The organism is Bradyrhizobium sp. NAS96.2 (assembly GCF_001908235.1).
Lineage (GTDB): Bacteria > Pseudomonadota > Alphaproteobacteria > Rhizobiales > Xanthobacteraceae > Bradyrhizobium.
This window is the reverse complement of the sequence record NZ_LGHK01000404.1, coordinates 1-1425: the sequence shown is the minus strand read 5'-3', so window position 1 is coordinate 1425 and position 1425 is coordinate 1. Positions and strand designations below refer to the sequence as shown.

Genomic DNA, 1425 nt, shown 5'->3' with positions numbered 1-1425 from the left:
TGGTAAGCAATGCTCGAATTCGCATCCCGGCAAACCATCGCCTTCGAGTACAGCGCAACACCAGCTGACGGGATGCTGTAAGCGACGATGTCGATCGCCGGCGGATGCGGATAGATCGTCGAATAGAAAACCTTGCCGCTGCCAAAAACGGTGCTCGGAAACAGGCCGACCTCGAGCGGCCGCCCCTGGTTCAAACGCGAATCCAGCGACAAATATCTGTAGTCGACGGCCGGCGGATTCTCGGCGTCATAGCCCGGCTTTGAGACCGTGACGCGATCTGCCGCGATATAGATGCGCTTGGTCACGAGTCGGAAATCGTGATGGTACCAGCGGTCAGGTTGATGACCATCAGGCCGGACGAGCTCTGAATCACGCCCGCCGTCAGAGTGCCGACGTTGGCCGTGATCGCGCTCAGCACCCCGATATTCATCATGCGCGCCGTCAGGACGCCGTCGAGATACATGTTTGCCGTGATGCCGATCGAGGCGACGCCGCCGATCGTCCCAACGGTAAACACGGCTTTCGGCACGTTGCCGTTATAGCCCGGCAGCTGGATCTGGAACTTGTCGGCGACGACCGTGAACGCCGACACCCCAGATCCGCCATTGACCAGCTGAATTCCGCTTACATAGCCGTTGACGTTGAGCGTCAGCGACCAGGCCGCGGCGGCATATCCGTTGAGCTGCGCGATCGCCGTCGACTGCTGAGTGATCGACGCATTGACGTCGCCGAACTCGGCTGTAACCGACGTGCTGAGATCCGCGACGGCCTGCTGCGCATTGACGGCGACGGTCTGGACCGTGGCGATCTGCGCAAACGCCGCGCCGACGCGGGCGGACATTTCCGACCGGATGGACTTCATATCGAGCCAGTTACGCGCGTCCTGGTTGGCGACGCCCGCCGCGATCGTCTGCAGCGCAGTATTGAGCTCGTCGTTATTTTGATCGGCGACCTCGGTCACCTGTTTTTTCAGGGCCGCATTGAACGACTCGAGCGTGACTATCCCCGGCGAGAGCTTGACCGTCGGCGCCTCGAGGTCCACCGTCGAATAGGCGCCGCGCATGGTCGCATTGACCGCCTGGACGCGCAGGCGCACGGCGGCCAGGCTGACGACCGTATCGAATTGGTTTTCGGCAGCCTCATAGACCTGCGTCCAATTCTTGCCCTCGTCATAGGAGACGCCGGCGACGTAGTAGATCGCGCCCGCGGTCGGAAACCAGCTGGCGAACAGCCGCGGCTCGGCCGTGCCCTGGCTGATGTAGGCATTGAGGCCGAACACCAGCGGGACCTTGTCATTTGACGGATACTGCGCGCTAGGCAGCACCGGCGGGTTGCCGAGATCCGTCGCATGAACCCGCTGGTCATCAACCACCATGTTGACCGTGAACTTGTCGCCGCTCGGCGAGCCGTCCAGGACAACGCACA

At 62.0% G+C, this 1425-nt stretch carries 2 protein-coding genes; both read right to left on the bottom strand.

All coding sequences use genetic code 11. From position 1 onward, the window contains the following. Positions 1 to 305: hypothetical protein (locus AC628_RS41575; RefSeq protein ID WP_143202116.1), on the bottom strand; the 305-nt coding region annotated here is incomplete at its 3' end. Beyond that, on the bottom strand, positions 302 to 1425 hold a 1124-nt coding region (locus AC628_RS41570; protein WP_143202115.1), incomplete at its 5' end, for a phage tail tip fiber protein. The genes AC628_RS41570 and AC628_RS41575, both read right to left, overlap by 4 nt.